Origin of the sequence: Paraconexibacter antarcticus (genome assembly GCF_024220175.1) — a bacterium.
GTDB lineage: Bacteria > Actinomycetota > Thermoleophilia > Solirubrobacterales > Solirubrobacteraceae > Paraconexibacter > Paraconexibacter antarcticus.
In genome coordinates this window covers 2,853,905-2,868,517 of sequence record NZ_CP098502.1, presented here as the reverse complement: position 1 = coordinate 2,868,517, position 14,613 = coordinate 2,853,905, and the positions used below count along the sequence as shown (strand labels likewise).

The 14,613-nt window shown below is 77.6% G+C and carries 14 protein-coding genes; 8 read left to right on the top strand and 6 right to left on the bottom strand.

All coding sequences use genetic code 11. From position 1 onward, the window contains the following. Window positions 1–16: 16 nt before the first annotated feature. The gene (locus NBH00_RS14065) at window positions 17–1,462 is read left to right on the top strand and encodes an O-antigen ligase family protein (RefSeq protein WP_254569225.1); all 1,446 of its coding nucleotides are present in this window, start codon (window positions 17–19) and stop codon (window positions 1,460–1,462) included. Here NBH00_RS14065 and NBH00_RS14060 read toward each other — a convergent pair. After that, a complete protein-coding gene (locus NBH00_RS14060; protein ID WP_254569224.1) occupies window positions 1,401–2,675 on the bottom strand; it encodes an ArnT family glycosyltransferase in 1,275 nt (424 codons plus the stop codon). The genes NBH00_RS14065 and NBH00_RS14060 overlap by 62 nt on opposite strands. Before the next feature lie 22 nt (window positions 2,676–2,697). On the opposite strand from NBH00_RS14060, the gene NBH00_RS14055 reads away from it, so the two are divergent. Both NBH00_RS14055 and NBH00_RS14050 read left to right on the top strand, forming a co-directional pair. Then, window positions 2,698–3,912: an acyltransferase family protein gene (locus NBH00_RS14055; protein ID WP_254569223.1), complete on the top strand. Its 1,215-nt coding sequence runs from the start codon at window positions 2,698–2,700 to the stop codon at window positions 3,910–3,912. After that, window positions 3,909–5,114, top strand: a complete 1,206-nt coding sequence (locus NBH00_RS14050; protein ID WP_254569222.1) for an acyltransferase family protein — start codon at window positions 3,909–3,911, stop codon at window positions 5,112–5,114. The genes NBH00_RS14055 and NBH00_RS14050 overlap by 4 nt, the downstream gene beginning before the upstream one ends. Here NBH00_RS14050 and NBH00_RS14045 read toward each other — a convergent pair. From NBH00_RS14045 to NBH00_RS14030, 4 genes are read right to left on the bottom strand one after another with little or no spacing between them, the layout of a single operon-like run. After that, the gene (locus tag NBH00_RS14045) at window positions 5,080–5,499 is read right to left on the bottom strand and encodes a hypothetical protein (protein WP_254569221.1); all 420 of its coding nucleotides are present in this window, start codon (window positions 5,497–5,499) and stop codon (window positions 5,080–5,082) included. The two genes, NBH00_RS14050 and NBH00_RS14045, sit on opposite strands and share 35 nt — an antisense overlap. Window positions 5,500–5,511: 12 nt before the next feature. After that, window positions 5,512–6,945, bottom strand: coding sequence for a hypothetical protein (locus NBH00_RS14040; protein ID WP_254569220.1), 1,434 nt, complete (start codon window positions 6,943–6,945; stop codon window positions 5,512–5,514). Then, a complete protein-coding gene (locus NBH00_RS14035) occupies window positions 6,942–7,919 on the bottom strand; it encodes a glycosyltransferase family 2 protein (RefSeq protein ID WP_254569219.1) in 978 nt (325 codons plus the stop codon). Before NBH00_RS14035 ends, NBH00_RS14040 begins: the two co-directional genes overlap by 4 nt. Window positions 7,920–7,930: 11 nt before the next feature. Next, on the bottom strand, window positions 7,931–9,115 hold the full coding sequence (locus NBH00_RS14030; RefSeq protein ID WP_254569218.1) for a glycosyltransferase: 1,185 nt from the start codon (window positions 9,113–9,115) through the stop codon (window positions 7,931–7,933). Between the two features lie 82 nt (window positions 9,116–9,197). Between NBH00_RS14030 and NBH00_RS14025 the strand changes: the two genes are divergently transcribed. From NBH00_RS14025 to NBH00_RS14015, 3 genes are read left to right on the top strand one after another with little or no spacing between them, the layout of a single operon-like run. Then, a complete protein-coding gene (locus NBH00_RS14025) occupies window positions 9,198–10,271 on the top strand; it encodes a glycosyltransferase family 4 protein (protein WP_254569217.1) in 1,074 nt (357 codons plus the stop codon). After that, complete coding sequence (locus NBH00_RS14020; RefSeq protein ID WP_254569216.1) at window positions 10,268–11,209, top strand: glycosyltransferase family 2 protein; 942 nt, start codon at window positions 10,268–10,270, stop codon at window positions 11,207–11,209. Before NBH00_RS14025 ends, NBH00_RS14020 begins: the two co-directional genes overlap by 4 nt. A gap of 10 nt (window positions 11,210–11,219) precedes the next feature. After that, window positions 11,220–12,104: an MYG1 family protein gene (locus NBH00_RS14015; RefSeq protein WP_254569215.1), complete on the top strand. Its 885-nt coding sequence runs from the start codon at window positions 11,220–11,222 to the stop codon at window positions 12,102–12,104. Between the two features lies 1 nt (window position 12,105). Here the strand turns inward: NBH00_RS14015 and NBH00_RS14010 are convergent, their stop codons facing one another. Next, window positions 12,106–12,795: a uracil-DNA glycosylase gene (locus NBH00_RS14010; RefSeq protein ID WP_254569214.1), complete on the bottom strand. Its 690-nt coding sequence runs from the start codon at window positions 12,793–12,795 to the stop codon at window positions 12,106–12,108. A 192-nt stretch (window positions 12,796–12,987) separates the two neighbouring features. Here NBH00_RS14010 and NBH00_RS14005 point away from each other — a divergent pair, with 192 nt between their 5' ends. Both NBH00_RS14005 and panC read left to right on the top strand, forming a co-directional pair. Then, complete coding sequence (locus NBH00_RS14005) at window positions 12,988–13,737, top strand: Rossmann-like and DUF2520 domain-containing protein (protein ID WP_254569213.1); 750 nt, start codon at window positions 12,988–12,990, stop codon at window positions 13,735–13,737. A gap of 3 nt (window positions 13,738–13,740) precedes the next feature. After that, window positions 13,741–14,613, top strand: coding sequence for a pantoate--beta-alanine ligase (gene panC / locus NBH00_RS14000; RefSeq protein WP_254569212.1), 873 nt, complete (start codon window positions 13,741–13,743; stop codon window positions 14,611–14,613).

Genomic DNA, 14,613 nt, shown 5'->3' with positions numbered 1-14,613 from the left:
GTACGCTGGCCCGCCGATGCGCCTGCTGCCCCCTCGAGTGCTGCTGCTGACCGGGCCGGTGGCGCTGGCGTTCTTCTCGGGCGGCTACGACGACCGGCCGCGCCTCGTCGCGCTCGCCGCCGCGGCCGTGGCGCTGGCCGCGCTGGCCGTCCTGACGCCGTCGACGCGGGCGCTCCCGCTGCTGCCCTCGGGCTGGGGGCCGCGGACCGCGCTCGGCGGCCTGATCGGCCTCGCGGCCTGGGTCGCGCTGAGCCACCGCTGGTCCCCGGTGAAGGACGCGGCGGCCGACGACGCCGAGCGGGTCACCCTCTACGCGACCGCCCTCGTCTGCGCCGCGCTCGCCTGGCGCGAGCGCGCCGCCGCCCGCTGGGTCGAGCTCGCGGGCGCCGCCGGCGCCTTCGCCGCGATCGGCTACGGGCTGCTCGGGCGGCTGCTCCCCGGCGTCGTCCGCGAGCACGCGTCCGTGAGCGCCGGCGGCCGCCTCGAGCAGCCGCTCACGTACTGGAACGCCGAGGGCGCCCTCGCGGCCGTCGGCTTCGTCCTCTGCGCGCGCATCACCGGGGACCGCAGCCGTCCCGTCGCCGTCCGCGCCCTCGCCGCGGCCGCCGCCGTCCCGCTCGCCGCGGGCACGTACCTGAGCTTCTCCCGCGGCGCGCTCGTCGCGCTCGCGGCGGGCGTCGTCGTGCTGCTCGTCCTCGCACCGACCTGGACGCAGCTGCGGGCGATCGCGATCTGCGCCGAGGCGGGCGCGGGCGGGACGCTCGCCGCCGTCGTGTTCCCCGGGGTGCGCGAGCTGTCGGGGTCGCTCGGGCACCGTGAGCTCGAGGGCGCGATCGCGCTCGCCGGCCTTCTGCTCATGATGGGGGGCGCCGCGGCGCTGCTCGCGTGGGCGGCGTCCGCGGAGGCGGCCGGCCGCACCCGCATGGGCCGCCTGCCGCTGCCCGGCTGGGCGCCGTACGCCGCCACGGCGATCGTCGTCGCGCTCGTCGCGGTGCCGGTGGCCGTCGCCCGCAGCAGCGACGGCCCGAGCCCGTCCTTCGGGGCGACGTCCGCGCGCCTGACGTCCGCGAGCTCGAACCGCTACGACTACTGGAAGGTCGCGGCGCGGGCCTTCGAGCACCACCCGGTCCGCGGCCTCGGCAGCGGTGGCTTCCGCACGGCGTGGCTGCGCGAGCGGCCGATCGGCGAGCGCGTGCGCGACGCCCACTCGCTCGAGCTCGAGACGCTCGCCGAGCTCGGGCTCGTCGGCGCGCTGCTGCTCGCGTGCCTGGCGGGCGGGATCGGCTGGTGCGCGCGGATCGTCCAGCGCGAGGACCCGGCGCTCGCGGCGGGCGCCGCCGCGGCACTCGTCGTCTTCGGCGTCCACAGCGCGGTGGACTGGGACTGGGAGATGCCCGCCGTCACGCTTCCGGTGCTGGCGCTGGCGGGGATGCTCGTCGCGCAGTCCGCCCACCACGAGTGAGCAGCGGGCCGGCCGCCGCGGTCAGCGCGACAGCCGCGAGGACGACGACCGACGGCTCCGCGGCGAAGCGGAAGCGCGTCGACCCGTAGACCGTCGCCCCGACGAACAGCACCATCGCGACCGGGGCGAGGACCGCGCCGAGGCCGGGCGTCCGCCGGCGGCGCAGGACGAGCGCGCCCGCCAGCGCGAGCGGCGCCAGGAGCCACCACGCGAGCAGCCCGGCCTTGCTCGCCCGCGACCCGCGACCCTCGGTGGCGTTGAAGAAGACGCCCTGCGTCCACGGGCGGTACACGTCGAGCAGGCGCCCGAGGCGCGCGGCGACGACGAGCGGGACGCGGCCCGCGTGGTGCCGGGCGTACGTGAGCCCCCGCTTGCGGTAGGCCACCGACTGCTGCGCCTCGTCCCCCGGCGGCCGCTTGCCGTAGCAGGCGAAGACCCACGAGCCGATGAGCGGCCCGTAGTACGTCGGCCCGCAGTTGGAGCCGACCCACACGCCGTCCCCGTTCGTCGAGATGAGGACGCGGGCGTGGAAGGTCTCGGCGTTGCGGATCGCCCACGGGGCGAGGACGACCGCGAAGGCCGCGAGGCCGACGGCGAGGTGGCGCGCGAACGCGCGGCGGTTCCCCGCGGTCGCGACCCAGCACACGGGCGCGAGGAGGACGACGAGCAGCGCCAGCGCCTCGCCGCGGGTGAGCGCCGCAAGGGCGATGACCGCGCCAAGGACGGCGGCGCGCCGCGGCGTCGGGGCGTCCCGCAGCGCGAGCGCGGCGAGCAGGGCCCCGACGAGCATCACGCCGTACGTCGTCTCGCTCATGAGCGCCGTGTCGGGCATCCACAGCATCGGGTAGCCGGCGGCGAGGACCCCCGCGACGAGCCCGGCCCTCTCCCCCGCCAGCCGCCGCCCGACGAGCGCGCAGCCGACGACCGTCAGCGTCCCGACCGCGCCCTGGAACATCCGCTGGGCGGTGAAGCCGTCGAACCCGAGGAGGTTCGCGAGCGCGATCACGACGATGTGCGCGGGCGGGTGCTCGGCGGTCGGGACGTCCTCGTAGACGCGGCGGAAGCCCCCGCCGTGGGCGAGCGTGTGGCCCTCGACGTGGAAGGTCAGCGCGTCGCCGCCGACCGGGTGGTGGCGGTTGAGGTAGGCGGCCAGGAGCCGGATCGCCAGCCCGAGGAGGGCGACGCCGGCCAGCCGGAGGCGGAAGTCCCGCATCCCGCGAGCGTATGCTGCGGCGGTGACGACGCGCGCCGTGGCGGCGAGCACGAGAGTGCGCTTCCCCTACTTCGACGCGCTGCGGGCGATCGCCGCGCTGTCGGTCCTCGTGACCCATGCGTCGGGGCTGACGGCGTTCAACTCCGGCAATCCGCTCGGCGCGATCACCGCCCGGCTGAACGTCGGCGTCGCGGTCTTCTTCGTCCTCTCCGGCTTCCTGCTCTACCGCCCGTTCGTCGCCGCCCGCCTCGGCGGCCGCCCGGCGCCGTCGATCCTCGGCTACGCCCGCCGCCGGGCGCTGCGGATCGTGCCCGCGTACTGGCTGGCGCTCACGTCGCTCGCGATCGTCGTCCCGCGGTTCGTCCACGGGCCGTTCACGAGCGACTGGTGGGCGTACTACGGGTTCGTGAGCAACTGGAACCCGATCTGGGTCGTGACGGGGATCGCGCCCGCGTGGAGCCTCTGCGTCGAGATGGCGTTCTACGTCGCGCTGCCGTTCATCGCGCTCGCGGCGGCGCGGGGGCTGCACGGGCGCACCCGCGAGCGCCAGGTCAAGCTCGAGCTCGTCGCCCTCGCGGCGTCCGCCGCCGTCGCGCTCGCCGGCCGGGCACTCGTCTTCCACAACGACCCGTCGACGCTCTTCCCCGTCTCGCTGCCGGGCAACTGGACGTGGTTCACCGGCGGCATGGGGCTCGCGGTGCTGAGCGTCGGCTACGCGGGGGTCCCGACCGTCGCCCTCCCCCGCCCGCTGCGCTTCGTCGCCGAGCACCCGGGCTGGACGTGGGGCGCGGCCGGCGCGGTGATGCTCTTCATGGCCTCGCCGCTCGTCGGCCTGCCGCGGACGTTCGACTACCGGTACTCGAACGCCGCCTTCCAGGCCGAGCACCTCCTCTACGTCACGTTCGCGGTGCTGCTCGTCGCGCCCGCGGTCTTCATGGGCGACGGGCGGGGCTGGCCGCACCGGCTGCTCGCCCGGCGGGAGCTGAACCTCCTCGGGACCGTCTCCTACGGGATCTTCCTCTACCACCTGCCCCTCATGGCCCGGTTCCAGCACGTGGCGGACCGCCCCGGCGGCTTCCTGTGGCTCACGCTCCTGACGTTCGTCGTGGCGACCGCCGCGGCGACGGCGAGCTACGTCCTCGTCGAGCGCCCGCTGCTGCGCTTCAAGGACGGGTGGCGCAGCGGGCTCGGCCGTCCCGCCGCGCCGGGGGCCGTGGCCACCGACCCCGCGCGATGACCCTGCCGACCCCGGCGGGCCAGGCCGACCACGCCCGCTTCCCCCACGTCGACGCGCTCCGGGCGCTCGCGGCGCTCAGTGTGCTCGTCTTCCACGCGAGCGTCTACAGCGGGCTCTCGACGAACGGGGCCGTCGGCGCCGTCACGGCGCGGCTGGACCTCGGCGTCACGCTCTTCTTCCTCATCTCGGGGTTCCTCCTCTACCGCCCGTACGTCGCGGCGCGCTGCGGCGGGCCGGCGGCGCTGCCCCTCGGGGAGTTCTACCGGCGGCGGCTGCTGCGGATCGTGCCCGCGTACTGGGTCGCGCTGCTCGCGCTCGCCGCGTGGCCCGGGCTCGGCGGCGGGGTGACGAGCCTCCCCGGCGGCCTGCGGTACTTCCTCTTCGCGCAGAACCTCTCGCTGGACACCGTGCTGCAGGGCATCGGGCCCGCCTGGACGCTGTGCGTCGAGATGAGCTTCTACGCGACGCTGCCGCTGTACGCGGCGCTCGCGGGCCGCTGGCTCTCGGGCCGCGCGCCGGCGGCCCAGGCGCGGCGTGAGCTGTGGCTCCTGGCCGGCCTGGCGGTCGTGTCGGTCGGGCTGCGCGAGCTGCAGCACGCCGTCCTCGACACCGGGCGCGGGCCGGTGCTCGCGTTCCTGCTGCCCTCCTTCCTGCTGTGGTTCGGGCTCGGGATGGGGCTCGCCGTCCTCAGCGCCACCCGGGCGGCGCCGCGGCTGCACGCCGCCGTCGCCCGCCGCCCGGGGACCTGCTGGCTGCTCGCGGCCGCGCTGCTCGCCCTCGCCGCCTTCGGCATGGACCTCCCGCGCGGCTTCCTCGGCGCCTACACGGACCTCAGCTGGGCCGGGGAGCACGTCGTCTACGCGCTCATCGCGCTGTGCCTGCTCGCCCCGGCGACGCTCGGGACGGGCGGCGGCGGCGCGCTGCGACGCGTGCTCGCCTGGCGTCCGCTCGCCCTCGTCGGCCTCGTCTCCTACGGGATCTACCTCTATCACCTGCCGCTGCTCATCGAGTTCGGGCGGCGCGGCTGGCCGCACCGGGTGGCGCCCTTCGCCCCGACGCTCGGGTCGGCGGTGCTGACGTTCGCGGCGGCGGGCGCGTGCGCGACGGTGAGCTACCTCGTCGTCGAGCGGCCGTTCCTCGCCCGTAAGCGGCGGGCGCGGGCGGCGGTCAGTCCAGCGGTATCGCCCGTCCCCGCGGATTGAGGCGCTGCGCGGTCGCCACGGCGCGGCGGGCCTCGGCGGGGTCGGTCCGGCGGACGGCGAGGGCGAGGGCGTCCCAGGCGAGGAAGTTCTGCGGCTCGCGGCGGATCGCCTCGCGGGCCAGCCGCTCGGCCGCGGCGGTCCGGCCGCCGATGGCGAGCGCGGCGCCGGCCTGGGCGAGGTCGTCGCCGCCGCGGCAGTCGTGCTCGAGGCGGCGGACGAGCCGGTCGTCCCCGGCCGCGATCGCCCCGGCGGTGCCGTGCGCCGGGCGCAGGGCGTCGTGCCCGGCGGCGCTGCACCCGTCGTCACGGCCGATGCGGCCGACCGCGAGGACGACGAGCAGGACGGCGACGGCGGCGAGCCCGAGGCGGAGAGGAAGCGCACTCACGTCCCGCGCACGCTACCGGCGGACGAGCAGGACGTAGGGACCGGCGCGCAGGACCGGGCGGTAGCGCCGGGCGATCCAGCGGTCGAGCAGCCGTGCCCCGTGCTCGCGACCCGACGCGTTCGGCTCCCGCAGCCGGGCCGCGGGCGCCGTCCAGCGGACGACCCGGGTGCCGGGGGCGGCCCGCAGGTCGCCGATCATCTCCCGCTGGACCTTCGCCGTCGTCACGACGCCGGGCTGCATGACGTCGTAGCGGGTCGGGTTGCGCCGGCCGGTGATGACGTTCAGGAGCGGGTCGCCGACCCGGACGCGGTCAGTCCGCGGCGGGAGGACGAGGAGCGGGCCCGGCGTCGCGAGGGCCGCGCGCAGGCGCCGGAGCGCCGCCGCGTCCGCCGGCGTCGTGCGGACGCCGTCCCCCGCCGGACCGGGGACGGCGGCGAGCGGCCCGGGGTGGCGCCACCGCCCGGCCTGCCGGTCGAGGCCGTGCAGGGCGATGAGCGCGAGGAGCGCCGCGGCGACGAGCGACCCGGCGCGGCCCGGCGCGCGGGCACCGGCCACGCCGAGCCCGACGGCGACGAGCACGCCGAGCGGGACGAGGTGGAACTCGTCGGCACGCGCGAGCAGGTACCCGACCGACGCGAGCAGCGGGACGAGGAGCCACGCGGGCCCGCGCCGCAGCGCCGCCCAGAGGACGGCCGCGGCGACGAGGATGACGGCGATGTGGCCCTCGAGGAGCTTGTTCGGGTCCAGGCCGTCGTGATACGGCGGCGGGAACGGGAGGCGCTGGTCGGACTGCTTGCCGAGGAAGCCGACGACCTGACCGGCGACGTCGCCCGGGGCGGCGACGACGAACGGCAGCCACCCGAGGCCGAAGACCGCGGCCGCCCCGATCGGGGCGCGCCGCGCGGCGCCGAGCGAGCGGCCCGCCCGCCAGAAGACGGCGACGGCGAACGCGACGCCGAGCTCCGGCCGGAAGAGGCCGGCGGCGCCGGCGAGGGCACCCGCGAGCGCGGGGTGGGTCCGGGCGGCCCAGAGCGCGGCCAGGCCGAGCGCGAGCGCCGGGACCGTCGGCGACGGCAGCAGCGGCCAGGCGAGCGCGCCGGCGCTCGCCGCCCACGCGCCGAGCGCCCACGCCTCGGCGTGCGGTGCCCCCTCGGCCTCGTCGCGGACGAGCCGGTAGGCGAGCCAGGCGGCGACGGCTCCGACGAGGACGCGCACGATCCGCCAGGCGAGCAGCGACGGGCCGAGGACCGCCGTCAGGCCGCCGAGGACGTAGGGCTGCGCGGGCCCGTAGTTGCACCAGAAGTCCCGGTAGGGAAGCTGCCCGTCCGCGATCCGCTGCCCCCACGCGAGCATCAGCCCCTCGTCGTGCGGGGCGACGCCGTCGCGCAGGGCGACCGCCGCGAGCGCCGCCGCGAGGACGAGCAGCGCGACGTCCCGCGGCTTCACGCCGCCCCGCGCGGGTGTCCGCCCGCGGCCGGTCCGCGCCACGGGCGGTCGGCGACGACGGAGGCGACGTCGGCGACGGCACGCGCCCGCAGCCCACGCCGCTCCCGCCACGCGGCCGGCGCCGCCGCGAGGCCGGCCGCGACGCCGCGCAGGTGGGCGGCGAGCGGGCGCGGCCCGCGACGGGCGGCGGCGACGAGCCAGGAGCACTGCCGGTAGAGGACCGGGACGGCCCACCGCCACGGGAAGAAGCGCGCGACGAGGACGAGCGTGTTACGGGCGATGAGCGCGCCGACCGGGGCGCCGAGCCACGCCTGCGACCCACCGCCGGCGTGACGCGCGACCGCGCCGGGCTCGTACCACCCGGTCCACCCCGCCAGCCCGAGCCGCAGCGCGAGGTCGACGTCCTCGAGGTAGGCGCCGTAGCGCTCGTCCAGCCCGCCGGCCGCGTCGAGCGCGCTCCGCCGGTACAGCGCCGCGGCCGCACACGGCCCGAAGACGGGCCCCGGCGTGTCGAAGCGGCCGTCGTCGCGGTGCCCGCGCCCGCGCTGCTCGCAGACGCCGTCGCGGCGCAGGATGTCCCCCGCGTCGTCGACGACCCCGGGGTCCGCGAGCGTCACGAGCTTGCCCGCCACGGCTCCGCGGGCCGGGTCGGCGTCGAGCGCGGCGCGCATCGCCGCGTGCCACCCGGGGTCGAGCTCGACGTCGGTGTTCAGCAGGGCGACGGCGTCCACCGCGGGCGACACCACCGCGAGGCCCGCGTTGACGGCGGCGGCGAAACGCCGCTGGGCGGGCAGCGCGACCACCCGCACGTGCGACGCGTGGGCGGCGAGCCAGGCGAGCGACTCGTCGTCGGACGCGTCGTCGACGACGATGACCTCCGCGAACGGGGTCGTCTGGGCGGCGACCGACGCGAGCAGCCCCGGCAGCCAGCTCGCGCCGTTGCGGTTCGGGACGACGGCGGCGGTCGCGGGCATCGGCGGGCGGGCTAGGCCGAGGCGCCGCGGCCCCGCGCCAGGCGGGTGGCGCGACGGCGGTGGTGCAGCGGGCCGCGCGGGCGGTCGCTCGCGCCCTGCAGCGTCTCCTCGACGGCGCGGTCTATCGCGGCGAGGAACCGCGGGGTGCCGAAGCGCGCGGCGCTCTCCAGGCAGGCGGCCGGGTCGACGGCGAGCGCGTCGAACCCGAGCACCGCGGCGGCGAGCGCCTCGGGGTCCGGGGTCTCGTAGAAGCAGCCGGACACCCCCTCGACGACGGTGTCGCGCACGCCGCCGTCGCGCAGCGCGATGACCGGGCGCCCGGCCGCCTGCGCCTCGACGGCGGCGATCCCGAACTCCTCGGTCGCGGTCACGACGAGGGCGCGGGCGCGGGCCAGCCGCTGCGCGACCTCGGCGTCGGTCAGATGCCCGGCGAACGTCACCGTCGGGCCGGCGAGCCGCTGCAGCCGCCGGCGGTCGGGCCCCTTGCCGATGATCGTCAGCGGCAGGCCGAGCCGCGTGAAGGCCGTCACGGCGATGTCGATCCGCTTGTGCGGCATGAGCTCGGAGAGCACGACGTACTCCTCCCCGACCTCCGCGGACGGCACGAAGCGCGCGAGGTCGACCGGCGGGGCGAGGACGGCGGCCTCCCGGCCGAGGAACCGCCGGATGCGCTTCGCCGTCGTCGGGGAGTTCGCGAGGTAGCGGTCGACGCGCGCGGCCGCCACGGTGTCCCAGGTGCGCCAGTGCGAGAGCACCGCCCCGAGCACCGGCCGCAGCGGGGCCGGCGTCCGGGCGAGCGTCTCCTCGCGGGCGTTCCACGCGTACCGGAAGGGGTTGTGGCAGTAGCAGACGTGGACCGCGTCCTCGTCGGCGATCGCGCCGTGCGCCCACGCGCTGGAGCTCGAGATGACGACGTCGTAGCCGCGGAGGTCGAGCGTCTCGATCGCGGCCGGGTAGAGCGGCAGCAGCGCCCGGAACGTCCGCGCCGTCGGACGGAGCCGCTGGAGGAACGTCGTGTGGACGCGGCGCCCCGCGAAGCGGTGCTCGGAGCCGACCGGATCGTGGATCGCCGTGAAGATGTCGGCGTCCGGGTAGTGCTCGGCCAGCGCGAGGAAGACGCGTTCGGCGCCGCGCACGTCGAGCAGGAAATCGTGGACCAGGGCGACCCGCCGGTCTGCGTGAGAACCGTCGTCCATGGCGCGATCCTATGCGGCGGGCGGGACATCCGTGTGGCCCGGGCGTTCGCCCGGCCGCCGCGGCGGGCGGTAGGTTCGGGGGGTGAGGGTCGCCGTCGACGCGCGCGCCGCGGGGTCGGGCCGCGGGGTGGCGCGCTACCTGGAGCGGACGCTGCAGGCCGCCGCGGGCCTGCCCGGCACCACCTGGGCGGCGGTCCTGCCCCGTGGTTCGGCGTTCGCGGGCACACCGCCCGCGGGGGTCGAGGAGCGTCCGTCGCCCCGCTCCTCACGCGTCCTCTTCGGCCTCGCCGCGACGACCGGGCGTCCCCGCCTCGAGCGTCTCGCGGGCGGCGCGGACGTCGTCTGGCTGCCGGCCCCCGCCCCGGTCGCGGTCGGCGCGGGCGTCCCGCTCGTCCTCACCGTCCACGACCTCTCGTTCGTGCAGCGCCCGGGTGACTTCACCCCCTACGAGCGGCTGTGGCACCGCGCGATGCGGATCGACCGGCTGCTCGGGCGGGCGGCCGCGATCGTCTGCGTGTCGGACGCCGTCGCCGGGGAGGTGCGCGCCCGCCGTCCCGACCTCGCGCCGAGGGTCCGGGTCATCGCGCCCGGCGTCGACCCGGCGCCCGCCGGCCCGCCCGCGCCGCTCCCGCCCGGCCTGCCGCCGCGCTTCCTCCTCTACGTCGGCGCGCTGGAGCCGCGGAAGGCGCCGGGCGTCCTGGCCGACGCGTACGCGGCCGCGCGGGCCCGCGGGCTCGACGCGGGCCTCGTGGTGGCGGGCGAGGGGCGCGAGGCACCGCGGCTGCACGGCCCCGGGGTGCACCACCTCGGCCGGGTGGACGACGCCACCCTCCACGCGCTCTACGGCGCCGCGCTCGCCGTCGTCCTGCCCTCGTACCTGGAGGGCTTCGGCCTGCCGCCGCTGGAGGCCGCCGCGCACGGGACCCCGGCGATCGTGTCGGACCTGCCGGTCTTCCGCGCGACGATCGGGGCGGGCGCGCTGCGTGTGCCGCCGGGGGACGCGGACGCGCTCGCCGCGGCGCTGCTCGAGGTCGGTGGTGACGCGGCCCTGCGCACGCGCCTCGCGACGGCCGGGCGGGCGGCGATCGCCCCGCTGAGCTGGGAGGCCTCGGCCGCCGCCCTCACCGAGGTCCTGACGCGGGCGGCGCGCTCGTGACGCCGCCCTTCTCGGTCGTGGTCGTGCTCCACGACTCCGCGGCGGAGCTGCGGCTGCTCGTCGAGTCGCTCGCCCGCCACGCCCCCGAGGCGGAGCTCATCGTCGTCGACAGCGGCTCGCGGTCGGACGAGGGCGCGCGGGTCGCGGAGGCGGCGGGGGCCCAGGTCGTGCGCCGCCCGGACAACCCGGGCTTCGGCGCGGCGAACGACGACGGCGTCGCCCTCGCGAGCGCGGGCGTCACCGTGCTCGTGAACCCCGACGTCATCGTCCACGACGGGGCGCTGCAGGCGCTGGCCGCGGCAGCGCGTGAGCGGGACGCGCTGCACGTCCCCCGGCTCGTCGGTGGGGACGGCGCCGTGCAGCGATCGGCCCATCCGCGCCCCGGGACGCTCCGTGAGCTCCTGCCCGCTCTCGTCCATCCCGCGGTGCTGCCCGGCCCGCTGCGCGAGCACGCCGACCCGTGGCGCGCCCAGGGCACCGAGCCGGTCGAGGTCGGCTGGGCGATCGCCGCCTGCGTCGCCGCGCGCACCGCGACCCTCCGCGAGCTCGGGCCCTTCGACCCGGACGCCTGGCTCTTCTACGAGGACCTCGACCTCTGCCTGCGCGCCGCCGACAGCGGCCGCCCGACCCTGCTGCACCCGGGGCTCGCCGTCACCCACACGGGCGGCCACAGCACCGGCCCGGCCCTCGGCGGCGCGACGCTCCTGCAGGCCGAGCGCCGCCGCGAGGTCGTCCGGGCCCGGCTCGGGCGTCGCGCCCTGCTCCTCGACGACGCCGCGCAGGGCCTGACGTTCGCGACGCGGGCGGGCGCGCGCCTGCTCCTGCGCCGCGACGCCCGCCGCGAGCTCAGCCAGCTGCGGGCACTGCGCGCGGCGCGGGCGAATCACGCGGACGGCGCCGCCGCCGGCGGGACCGGCCCGGACGCATCCCGCCGGTAGGTTGCGGCGCATGAAGGTCGCCACGCACCCCGGGAACTTCCACGCCGACGACGTCTTCGCGCTCGCCGTCCTCGGCCTCGCCGCCGGGCCCGTCCAGGTCGTCCGCACGCGCGACGAGGCCGCGCAGGCGGCGGCCGACGTCCGCGTCGACGTCGGCGGCCGCTCGGATCCGGCCACCGGCGACTACGACCACCACCAGCGCGGTGGCGCGGGCGCCCGCCCGAACGGCATCCGCTTCGCGAGCTTCGGCCTCGTGTGGCGCGAGTTCGGTGCGCAGCTCGCCGGGAGCGCGGAGGCGGCGGCCTCGATCGACGAGCGCCTCGTCCAGGGGGTCGATGCGAACGACACCGGCCAGACGATCTCCGAGTCGCTCGTCGAGGGGGTCCGGCCGATGGCGGTCAGCGGCCTGATCGCCGCGATGAACCCGGTGTGGGACGAGGCGCTCACCCCCGAGCAGGAGGACGCCCGCTTCGCCGAGGCCGTCGCGTTCGCGACGGGGATCCTCGAGCGTGAGCTCGCCGGGGCCGCCGCGTACGCCCGGGCCCGGGCGCTCGTCGACGCCGCCCTCGCCCGCGCCGAGGACCCGCGGATCGTCGAGCTCGACCGCAACATGCCGTGGCGCGAGGCCGTCATCACCGGCGCGCCCGAGGCGCTGTACGTCATCTACCCGAAGTCCGACGGCTGGGGGATCCAGGCGGTGCCCGAGGCGCTCGGCGCGTTCGACAACCGCCGCGACCTGCCCGCCGCGTGGGCCGGCCTCACCGGCGACGAGCTCGCGGAGGTCACCGGCGTCCCCGACGCCGTGTTCGCCCACACCTCCCGCTTCTACGCCTCCGCCGGCTCCCGGGAGGGCATCCTCGCCCTCGCCCGCCTGGCGCTGACCGGCCCCGCCTGACTCAGAACAGGCCGAGCTGCTCGTGGCCGGGGTCGGCCTCGGGCTTGGGTTCGGCTCCGGTCTCGGATTCGGCCCCCGCCCCCGCCGGCCGCTCCGGCGCGCCGAGCGCCAGCAGCGCCGGGATGCCCGCCACGTCCTCCCGCAGCTGCGCGACCGTCTCCGGCGTGTAGAGCGCCGCCGCCGGGTGCAGCAACGGGAGCAGACGGACCGCCCGGGTGCCGAGGGTCCGGACCTCTGCCACCCCCCGGACCGCCGTGACCGCCGTGCGGTCCCCGCGGAGGGCCCGCGTCGCGAAGGTCCCGAGCGGGCAGACGACGACCGGGGCCAGCAGCGCGAGCTGCTCGTCGAGGTACTCGCGACAGCGCTCGATCTCCGCGCGCTGCGGGCTGCGGTTCTCGGGCGGCCGGCAACGGACGATCGTCACGATCGCCACGTCGGCCCGCGACCGTCCGATCCCGGCGAGCAGCTCGTCGAGGAGCGCCCCTGCGGCCCCGGTCAGGGGATCGCCCTCGCGGTCCTCGGCGGCGCCGGGCGCCTCGCCGACGAAGACGAGGTCGGCGTCCGCCGGCCCGCTGCCGAACACGACCTGGGTGCGGGCCCGGACGAGCTCCGGGCAGCGCGTGCAGGCGGACACCCGCGCGCGGAGCGCCTCGAGCGCCGGCTCACGCGCGGCAGGGGTCGTCGCGGACACCGTCGCAGCGTACCCGCGAAACCTCCCCCGTTCCGCCGGACACATCCCCCCGAACGAGGTGTTGCGTTCGGCCCGGGGCGGAGTATCTTCCAGTGACGAGGCCGTCACCTTCACCGGGCCGGACCTCGAACCCCTGCCGCCTCACCGAACTCCCCGTCGCGCCGGCATCCGCTCAGGAGCTGGACCGAAACCATGACCGCCCCCACTGTCCCGGGCTGCGCCATCGTCGGCGCCGGCCGACTCGGCACCGCGCTCGGCGCGGCACTCCGCGCTGCGGGCGTGACGGTCGACGGCCCCCACGGCCGCGGCTACGACGGTGCCGGCCACGACGTCGTCGTCCTCTGCGTGCCCGACGCGCAGATCGCCGCGGCGGCGGCCGCGATCGTCCCCCGCGACGGGCGCCTGGTCGGCCACACCTCCGGCGCCACGCCCCTCGGCGTGCTCGCCCCGCACGAGGCGTTCGGCCTGCACCCGCTCATGACGGTGACCCACGGGACGGCGTCCTTCAGCGGCTGCGGCTGTGCCACCGCGGGGACGACGGAGCGCGCGCGCAGCGCCGCCCACGCCCTCGCCGCCGCCCTCGCGATGGTCCCCGCCGACATCGCCGACCAGGACCGCGCCGCCTACCACGCCGCCGCCGCGATCGCCTCGAACTTCCTCGTCACCCTCGAGGACGCCGCCGAGCAGCTGCTCGCCACGACCGGCGCCTCCCGCGACCTCCTCCTCCCCCTCGTCCGCGCGACGGTCGAGAACTGGGGCGCCGCCGGCGCCGAGCGTGCCCTGACGGGCCCGATCGCCCGCGGCGACGAGGGGACCGTCGCCCGCCATCGCGCGGCGATCGCCGACCGCACCCCGGAGCTCCTGGGCCTGTTCGACGTCCTCGCCGGGCACACCCGGGCGCTCGCGTCCCGCGCCGCCGCGACCCCGGCCGGAGTGGCCTGAGCGATGCGCACGCTGCGGACCGTCCCCGAGCTGCGGACCGCCGTGCGCGCCGCGCGCCGTCAGGCCCCGCACGCGGTCATCGGCCTCGTCCCGACGATGGGCGCCCTCCACGACGGGCACCTGCAGCTCATCCGGCAGGCCCGCCTGGAGTGCGAGCTCGTCGTCGTCTCCCTGTTCGTCAACCCCACGCAGTTCGACGCGGCGGCCGACCTCGCCGCCTACCCGCGCGACGAGCAGGCCGACGCCGGCGTCGCCTCCGAGGCGGGCGCCGACTTCCTCTTCGCCCCGCGCGCGGAGACCGTCTACCCCGACGGCTTCTCGACGAGCGTGCAGCTCTCGGGGCCGCTCGTCGAGTCGCTCGAGGGCGCCCACCGCGGGCCCGGCCACTTCAGCGGCGTCACGACCGTCGTGACGAAGCTCTTCAACATGGTGCAGCCGGACGTCGCCTACTTCGGGCAGAAGGACGCCCAGCAGGTGCTCGTCATCCGCAAGCTCGTCGCCGACCTCGACCTGCCCGTGCGCATCGAGGCCGTGCCGACCGTCCGCGAGCCCGACGGCCTCGCGCGCAGCTCGCGCAACGTGCACCTGAGCGGCACCGACCGCACGAAGGCCCTGGCGCTGCGCGCCGGCCTCGCCGCGGCCGAGCACGCGTTCGCCGCCGGCGAGCGCGACGCCACCACCGTTCAGGCCGCCGCCGTGGCGGCCATGACCGATCTCGGGGTCACGCCGGAGTACCTGGCGCTCGTGGACCCCCAGACCCTCGCCCCCGTGACGGAGATCGCCGACGGCACGCTCGTCGCCGTCGCCGCCCCGGTCGGGACGACCCGCCTCATCGACAACACCATCCTCGGTTCCAACCCCAACGGGAGACGCTGA

Coding starts and splice junctions, on each gene's coding strand:
- NBH00_RS14065 (WP_254569225.1), top strand. CDS start 17: ATGCGCCTGCTGCCCCCTCGAGTGCTGCTGCTGACCGGGCCGGTGGCG.
- NBH00_RS14060 (WP_254569224.1), bottom strand. CDS start 2,675: ATGCGGGACTTCCGCCTCCGGCTGGCCGGCGTCGCCCTCCTCGGGCTG.
- NBH00_RS14050 (WP_254569222.1), top strand. CDS start 3,909: ATGACCCTGCCGACCCCGGCGGGCCAGGCCGACCACGCCCGCTTCCCC.
- NBH00_RS14035 (WP_254569219.1), bottom strand. CDS start 7,919: ATGCCCGCGACCGCCGCCGTCGTCCCGAACCGCAACGGCGCGAGCTGG.
- NBH00_RS14030 (WP_254569218.1), bottom strand. CDS start 9,115: ATGGACGACGGTTCTCACGCAGACCGGCGGGTCGCCCTGGTCCACGAT.
- NBH00_RS14015 (WP_254569215.1), top strand. CDS start 11,220: ATGAAGGTCGCCACGCACCCCGGGAACTTCCACGCCGACGACGTCTTC.
- NBH00_RS14005 (WP_254569213.1), top strand. CDS start 12,988: ATGACCGCCCCCACTGTCCCGGGCTGCGCCATCGTCGGCGCCGGCCGA.
- panC (WP_254569212.1), top strand. CDS start 13,741: ATGCGCACGCTGCGGACCGTCCCCGAGCTGCGGACCGCCGTGCGCGCC.